Here is a 6,842-nt window from a genome sequence, read left to right as displayed (position 1 = left end):
GTCGAGGCCACCCTGAACGACAGCCCCGCCGCCCGCGACTTCGCCGCACTCCTCCCCCTCAGCCTGGACCTGGCGGACTTCCACGACATGGAACGCCGTTCTCGATGATCTTCGCCGTCTGCTCGAGACGGTCCTTCATGTGGTCGGCCTTGCCCTTGTACTTGCCCTGGAGGACGACGTACCCGGCGTGGGCGTCACCGTCCCACGTGTCGGTGACGACCTTGAGGGCGGCGTCCATCTCCTCGAGGTCCTTGATGATGTTGCGCGACACCACACGGATGCGGTTCGCCATCTCCTGGACGCTCTCGTACTTGACCTTGGTGTTCGGGTCTGCGGCCATCTGTCTGCTCCTCGGTGGTTCGGCTTGCGACGGTGCGCCGGAGTCCGGCGGCGCGACTCAGAGGTTGTTGAGCCCGGACGTGTTGCCCGAGGACGCCGATTCCTTCACGGCGGCGAAGGCCGCGCGGACCTCGTCGTCGTTGGCGTTGCTGAGGTTCTTCGTCTGGCCGACACCGTTGAGGAGCACCTGCAGCAGGCGGCGGATCTCGTCGTGGTCCTCGTTGATCGTGATCTGTGCGGATGTGAACCCGCCGGCGCCGACACCGGTCCAGCCCGCGCTGACCGTGGCGAGGATGTCGGCGAGCTCGCGGGACTGCTTGGAGACCGCCTCGGCAGTCTCGATGATCTTGTTCTTGGCCTGGACGATCGGATCGTCGGCAAGTCCGAAACCCGAACCGGTGTTGCTCATCCGGAGGTCCTATCTCTCAGTTCCCGGGCCTGTCCGCCGGTCGCGGACAGGGTTTCGCTGCACGGGTTCCCAGAAGCGTCCGGCGGCGCTGACGCGCCCCGGAACCGGACTTCGGCCACTTCTCGTTCCCCCGTCACACACGTGAAGTCTGCTACCACCCTAGTCATATCGTGTGCTCTCCCCAACTGGGCTTCCTGGCAGGAGGTCTACCTCAGGGAAGGCGCGCTCAGCGCAAACCGCGTCGTCGCCGGACATCACGGACGACCGTCGCCGTACCGGCCACGACACCCACCAGGACGGTCGCCAGCGCGAGCGCGTAGGTGGCGTAGCGCTCGCTTCGCTCCTGCGTCGTCTCGGACATCGCGAGGTGCGCGGGCTCGGGCGCGGGGGCCCTGGGCGGCGCGGGATCGGGGTGCGCGGCCTGCGAGGGGGCGTCGTCCCTGTCCCCCGCCAGCGCCCGGACGGGGTCGACGACGCCCCAGCCGACGAAGTCGTCGTGGCCCGTGACGGAGCGTTCGGCGGTCTGCTCGATCCGGGCGACGATCTCGTGGGGCTTCCAGGCCGGGTACTTGGCGACGAGGAGGGCGGCGACCCCCGCGACGTAGGGCGCGGAGAAGCTGGTGCCGTTGTCGGTGCACTGGCCGTTGCCCGGGACCGTGGAGACGATGTCGACGCCCGGGGCCGCGACGCCGACGAACTCCCCGGCCTGGGAGAAGGCGGCGCGTTCGTTGTTGCGGTCGGAGGAGGCGACCGCGAGGACGCCGGGGAAGGCGGCGGGGTAGGTCTTCTTCAGCTTGCCGTCCATGCCGTCGTTGCCGGCGGAGGCGATCACGACGATCTCCTCGGCGAGTGCCCGGGCGACGGCCCTGCCCAGTGCGGAGTCCTCGGTGAGCGGCTTGGTGGTGTCCTGGGAGATGTTGATGACGTCGGCGCCCTTGGCGATCGCGTGGTCGATCGCGGTGGCCATCGTCGTGTCCTTGCCGCTGTTCTTCTCGTCGTTCTGCCGGATCGGGATGATCGTGGCCTCGGGGGCCAGCCCGACGAAACCCGTTCCCTTGCGGGGGCGCGCGGCGATGATGCCCGCGACCTTCGTGCCGTGGCCGACCTCGTCGGTGGTCCCGTCGGCCTTACCGCCCTTGAGGAGGTCGCGTCCGGCGGAGGCGTCCACCGCCCCCTCGAGCTGCGGGTTGGCGTTGTCCACACCGGTGTCGATCACCGCGACCCGGACGCCCTTGCCCCTGGTGTCCTGCCAGAGCTCGTCCAGCATGACGCGCTGGAGGGGCCAGGGGCGGCCCTCGAACTGCTCCTTCATCGGGAACGTGCACTCGCCGCTGCCGTCCAGCACCGGCCCGCCCGGCCGCTGCGCCTGAGTGGCGGCGTACGCGGTGTTCGGCACGGCCAGTGCGGCGAGCGCAGCGGTGGCGGCCGTCAGTACGGCCGTCTTGCGGTACGTCATGTGTTCCTCTCCCCCGGGTCCCGCGTCCGTCCTCGTGGTGCGCGCGGTCAGGAGCCCTGGGGCTGGCGGGCGCTGTTGGTGTCGAGCCGGGGCCCCTTGGACAGGAACTCCGACCAGGCGATGGGGACCAGCGAGGGGGTGACCTTCTCGTATCCGAGCCGGATCTGTGCCTGGCTGGCCTCGGGCCGGCCGTCCTGGGCCTCCTGCCGGTCTCCGGCGCCGATGTCCGAACGATCGGCGTCGCTGTCACCGTTCGCCTGTACGGCGTACCGCAGCCCCGTGTCGGTCACCAGGAAGAGTGACCCGTCGGGCTTCGTCTGCTTGCCCTGGACCTGCGTGTAGAGCAGGCCGCTGCCGGGGGTGACGTAGGTGCTGGTGCCCCCGGCGTTGATGGATGCCGGGTAGGCGGTGCCCGCCCAGGTGGTCAGCGTCGTGCGCCCGGTGTCGTCCACCTTGCGCAGCACGCTGCACACCGTGTCACGACTGCCGCCGCCGCTCGTGGAGTTGACCTGCCGGGCCTTGTGGACGGGCCAGTGGGCGGCCTGGCCCGCGAAGGTGCGCCCGTCGGGGACGAAGTCCTGCAGGCCGACGGGGCGGGCCTCGCTGTCGAGGTTGAGCCGCGCGGTCTGCGGGGAGTTGATCAGCAACCAGGCGGTGAACTCCGACACCGGCTGCACCGATCCGTCCAGGACGACGTAGAAGGCCGTTCCCTCACCGGTCCTCGTCCGCAGGACCATGCCGACCTTGTTCTCCTCGGCGGAGAGCTGGCCCTCGATGTGCGCGGGGGCGCCGACCGTCCCCGGGATGTGCGGGAAGACGAGCGGGCTGCCGTCGTGCAGGGTGGCGAGCCAGTCGTCGGTGACGGACTGCGGCAGGCGGCTGCCGACGAGCGCGTTGGTCAGGTGCCCGTTGTCCGCCGCGCTCTCGTCGATGCGGTACTTCGTGCCGCTCGCGTCGACGAGATAGCGGGCCTTGTCCTGGCCCTGGACGTACAGCACCTGGCCGCCGGTGAGTTGCCGCCTGCCCTCGGTCAGCTTCTCGTCCCGCTCGGCGAGGACGAAGGCCGCCTTCTGCACGGAGTTCCCCTTGCCGCCGGGCTGCTCGCAGACGGCCCACCGCTTGGCGGTGCCCGCGTCCGTCGCCTCGGGCAGGCGGTCGGGGGCGTACGGGATGCCGAGGATGGGCCCGCGCGGCGGCTTCCCGGCGTCCAGGATGTCGTCCCCGACCTGGACGACGTCGAACTGCTGGGGGGTGAGCAGGAGACGGGCGGAGGCGAGGTTGAGCACGGGGTGCAGCAGTGTCTTCCGGCTCTTGCCCTTGCCCGTGCTGAGGACGACGTAGCGGGTGGTGGACTTCTTGCCGACGATCACCTTCGTGCCCGGCTTGTCCCAGTCCTTGGGCGCCGTCGGCTTGAACATCCCCCAGGCCCCGAATCCCGCCATGATCAGGGCGCCGACGATCAGGCTGGGGACGACGGCGCGCAGCGGGCGCGGGGCGCCCTCCTCGGTACCGGTGGGCGAGGGTTGGAGGAAGGCGGCCACCGTGCGCTTCTTCGCAAAGGTGTACGCGTTGAGCTCGTCCCGCCGTGATGCCATGAGTGTGTCCGTCTCCCGTGTCTCCCCGCGCGGCCCAGGAGCGTGAGCATCCCCGCACCCCGTGCCGGACCCCGGATGCCGGGCCCTGGTGCCGGACCGGCCCCCTACTATGCCTGCTGATCGCGCGCGCCGGTGGGGCGGGTAGGGTGATCCAGCCGCCGAAGCCCCGGCGGGAGCGGGGCGAGCGGGTGGAGTTGGAGCCTTATGAACGGGGGAATGCCGGAATGATGGCTTCCGCGACACGGACGCGTCCGGCCGGGAACGCACAGCCCTCCACAGGCTCCGGAGCGGGCGGCCGGCGAGGTTCCCGCCGCCCCTCGCGCACCTCCCCGGGCGGCCCGACGGGCCCCGGCGGCGCTGTCGCTCCACGACTGGACGGACGGGCCGGACAGATCGGTTCGTTCCGATTGCAACAGCTCGTACTGATCGAAATCGCGGCGGCTCTCCTGCTGGTGGCCTGGGTGGTCGAGCCGCTGCTCCTGGTGCCCGCCGGTGCGGTCGCCGCGGTCCTCGTGGTGCTCGCCGTGGTCCGCAGGCACCGCCGCTCGCTCCCCGAGTGGCTGGGCACCGTCCTCGCGCTGCGTGCCCGGAGCCGCCGGGCGGCCTCCTCGGTGGTGCCCGCGGGCACGGAGCCGGGGCTGGCGCCCGCGGTGGAGTGCGAACCGGCCCTGCGCACCTACTCCTTCAGCGACCGCGACAGGCGCCCGGTCGGGATGATCGGCGACGGCACGTACGTCTCGGCCGTCGTCCAGGTCGAGTCGGACGCCACCGCGCTGCGGCCGGACCGCTCGGCGCGGCCGCTGCCCCTGAGCCTCGTCCGCGAGGTGCTGGAGGTCGACGGTATCCGGCTGGAATCGGCGCAGGTCGTCCAGCACACGCAGCCCGCGCCCGCCCCGCATCTTCCGCCGCAGTCCGTGGCCGCACGCAACTACGCGCCGCTGCAGGCCCGGACGGGCTCACCCGCGCTGCGGATCACCTGGATCGCGCTGAAGCTGAACCCCGAGCTCTGCCCCGAGGCGGTGGCCGCGCGCGGCGGGGGGATCGTCGGGGCCCAGAAGTGTGCGGTGCGGGCGGCGGACCAGCTGGCGAGCAGACTGACCGGGGCCGGGTTCCGGGCCACGGTGCTGACGGAGCAGGAGCTGACGTCGGCGATCGCCACGTCCTCGTGCGTCAGCCCGCTGGCGATGGCTCAGGCCAGCCGCACGGAGACGCCCGGCCGCCGTACGGAGGAGACCTCCCGCACCTGGCGCTGCGACGACCGGTGGCACACCAGTTACTGGGTGAGCCGGTGGCCGCACCTGGGCGGGGGCGGCGCCTCGATGCCTCAGCTGGTCGCGCTGCTCACCTCGATACCCGCGCTGGCCACGACCTTCAGCCTGACGCTGGGGCACGGCGACCGGTCGGCCGTCTCGGTCACGGGGCACATCCGCATCACCGGTCGCAGCGACGGGGAACTCCTCGCCGCCCGTCACGAACTCGAGCGCACCGCACGCGGTGTCAAGGCGTCGCTGGTGCGGCTGGACCGCGAACAGCTGCCCGGGGTGCTCGCGACGCTGCCTCTCGGGGGTACCCGCTGATGTCCGCCACTTCGCACGCCCGGTCCCGGCTCGGTTTCGGGCTGATCGGTCCGCGCCGCGGCCGGCACGTGGTCCCGGTCGAGGAACTCGCCTCGCTCGCCGTGCCCGTCGGTGACGACGGCACTGTCATCGGGGTGGACGCGGAGGGCCGTCCGGCGGTCCTGGGCATCAACCGCCCCACCCCGTACGACGTCACGCTGATCGGCGGGCTCTGGACCGCTCAGGTGCTGGCGCTACGGGCGGCGGCGACGGGAGCCCGGATCGCCGTGGAGACCGGCCGGCCGCAGACCTGGACCGGCCTGGCGCAGGCGGCGGGCGGCGGGCAGCCGTGCATCGCGCTGCACGAGGTGGGGCGGGTGCCGCCGCAGGGCGCGTCGGCCGGCTCGCCGGTGGTCGTGATCCGCGACTGCGGCATGCGGCCACCGCGTGGCCGTGTGGTGGCGGGCCCCTGGCAGTCCGTGGTGACCCTGCTGCCGTACCTGAGCCCGGTGGCTCCCCGGCTGATGGAGAAGTCGGCCCTCGTCGGGGTCCAGCGCGTCTCTCCCGACGAGGCCGCGCAGATCGGGCGGATCCTGAACCTGCCGCCCGCGGAGACCCAGGCGCTGTCCACGCTGGCTGACGGGGTGACCCTGTGGTGTGCGGACGGGGACCGGCAGTTCGTCATGACCCAGGCCACCGACGCGGAGTCGGGCCTGCTGGGCGGCGCCCGCCGCATGGACTGAGCGGTCCGGCGGGAGGGGCGGCCCGGTGGCGGGGGCAGCCCTGTGGCGGGGACGGCCCGGTGCCGGGCCGGTCGCCTCGGCGCCGGGCGTGAGGTCCCGGGTGCCGGACGGCGGTTGGAGCCCGGCCCCGCCGTGGTCGCGAAGGCGGGCGGGACCGTGGTGAGGGGTCCGCTGCCGGCCCGGGGCCGGGGGCCGCCACAGGAGGCGGGTCCGTAATTCGTGCGCGTGTGCAGGCCCTTGTCCGCTTCGGGGCGGTCGGCCGGTCGCACCCTGTTCACTTGTGTGCGCCGCCTGACCTACTGGACAGTTCTTCGTGCGGCACGGCCTGCCGCGCGGCACGCGATGGCGATTAGGGTGGGTGGGGGGCGTGGCAGAGGAACCTGCGGGCAGGCACTGCGCGTCGCAAGGGGGAGAGCCGGGCGGACCGGACAACGGGAACGGTCGCCCCCACCCACCACGGCACAAGGGTGCTCGACCACACCAGGAGGCAAAGTGAGCGGCGATCGGGACGAGATCCGCGGGGGTTGGAACACACCCGCCGACGAGTCGTCCGACGCGGAGCCCGCCGAGATGACGGGTGAGTTCACCATCGACTACACCCCGCCGGCCTGGTACACGCAGAACGCGTCGGGGGACTCGTCGGGCGGGGCGGGCTCGCATCTGGCCCCTCCGCCGCCGCAGGGCGCTCCGCTGTCCGTGCCCGGACTGCCGGCCGGTGGCGGTTTCGAGCCCGGCTGGCCCCCG

The 6,842-nt window shown here is 72.3% G+C and carries 7 protein-coding genes and 1 pseudogene; 4 read left to right on the top strand and 4 right to left on the bottom strand.

Going from position 1 to position 6,842, the window contains the following annotated elements; genetic code table 11:
- Positions 1-96, top strand: a pseudogene (locus ABZ371_RS26905) (cyclophilin-like fold protein); the annotation flags it as partial.
- Here the strand turns inward: ABZ371_RS26905 and ABZ371_RS26900 are convergent.
- The 4 genes from ABZ371_RS26900 to eccB form a co-directional block, all read right to left on the bottom strand.
- A complete protein-coding gene (locus tag ABZ371_RS26900; RefSeq protein ID WP_358684182.1) occupies positions 59-340 on the bottom strand; it encodes a WXG100 family type VII secretion target in 282 nt (93 codons plus the stop codon). The pseudogene ABZ371_RS26905 and the gene ABZ371_RS26900 overlap by 38 nt on opposite strands.
- 57 nt (positions 341-397) lie before the next feature.
- Positions 398-748: a hypothetical protein gene (locus ABZ371_RS26895; RefSeq protein WP_358684180.1), complete on the bottom strand. Its 351-nt coding sequence runs from the start codon at positions 746-748 to the stop codon at positions 398-400.
- Between the two features lie 226 nt (positions 749-974).
- Complete coding sequence (gene mycP, locus ABZ371_RS26890) at positions 975-2,204, bottom strand: type VII secretion-associated serine protease mycosin (protein WP_358684178.1); 1,230 nt, start codon at positions 2,202-2,204, stop codon at positions 975-977.
- Positions 2,205-2,251: 47 nt separating this feature from the next.
- Positions 2,252-3,799: a type VII secretion protein EccB gene (gene eccB, locus ABZ371_RS26885; protein WP_358684175.1), complete on the bottom strand. Its 1,548-nt coding sequence runs from the start codon at positions 3,797-3,799 to the stop codon at positions 2,252-2,254.
- A gap of 224 nt (positions 3,800-4,023) precedes the next feature.
- On the opposite strand from eccB, the gene eccE reads away from it, so the two are divergent.
- From eccE to ABZ371_RS26870, 3 genes are all read left to right on the top strand, one after another.
- Positions 4,024-5,376, top strand: coding sequence for a type VII secretion protein EccE (gene eccE, locus ABZ371_RS26880; protein ID WP_358684173.1), 1,353 nt, complete (start codon positions 4,024-4,026; stop codon positions 5,374-5,376).
- Entirely contained in the window at positions 5,376-6,098 is a 723-nt protein-coding gene (locus ABZ371_RS26875; protein ID WP_358684171.1) for a hypothetical protein, read from the top strand. The genes eccE and ABZ371_RS26875 overlap by 1 nt, the downstream gene beginning before the upstream one ends.
- A 492-nt stretch (positions 6,099-6,590) precedes the next feature.
- Positions 6,591-6,842 (top strand): SCO5717 family growth-regulating ATPase (locus ABZ371_RS26870; protein WP_358684169.1); only part of this gene is annotated, 252 nt, incomplete at its 3' end.

This window comes from Streptomyces sp. NPDC005899 (assembly GCF_040629645.1).
Taxonomy (GTDB): Bacteria; Actinomycetota; Actinomycetes; order Streptomycetales; family Streptomycetaceae; genus Streptomyces.
This window is presented reverse-complemented; position numbering and strand designations above follow the sequence as displayed.

What these genes read in the sequence shown, in the direction of transcription:
- ABZ371_RS26900 (WP_358684182.1), bottom strand. Translation starts at nt 340, where the DNA reads ATGGCCGCAGACCCGAACACCAAGGTCAAGTACGAGAGCGTCCAGGAG.
- eccB (WP_358684175.1), bottom strand. Translation starts at nt 3,799, where the DNA reads ATGGCATCACGGCGGGACGAGCTCAACGCGTACACCTTTGCGAAGAAG.
- eccE (WP_358684173.1), top strand. Translation starts at nt 4,024, where the DNA reads ATGATGGCTTCCGCGACACGGACGCGTCCGGCCGGGAACGCACAGCCC.
- mycP (WP_358684178.1), bottom strand. Translation starts at nt 2,204, where the DNA reads ATGACGTACCGCAAGACGGCCGTACTGACGGCCGCCACCGCTGCGCTC.
- ABZ371_RS26875 (WP_358684171.1), top strand. Translation starts at nt 5,376, where the DNA reads ATGTCCGCCACTTCGCACGCCCGGTCCCGGCTCGGTTTCGGGCTGATC.
- ABZ371_RS26895 (WP_358684180.1), bottom strand. Translation starts at nt 748, where the DNA reads ATGAGCAACACCGGTTCGGGTTTCGGACTTGCCGACGATCCGATCGTC.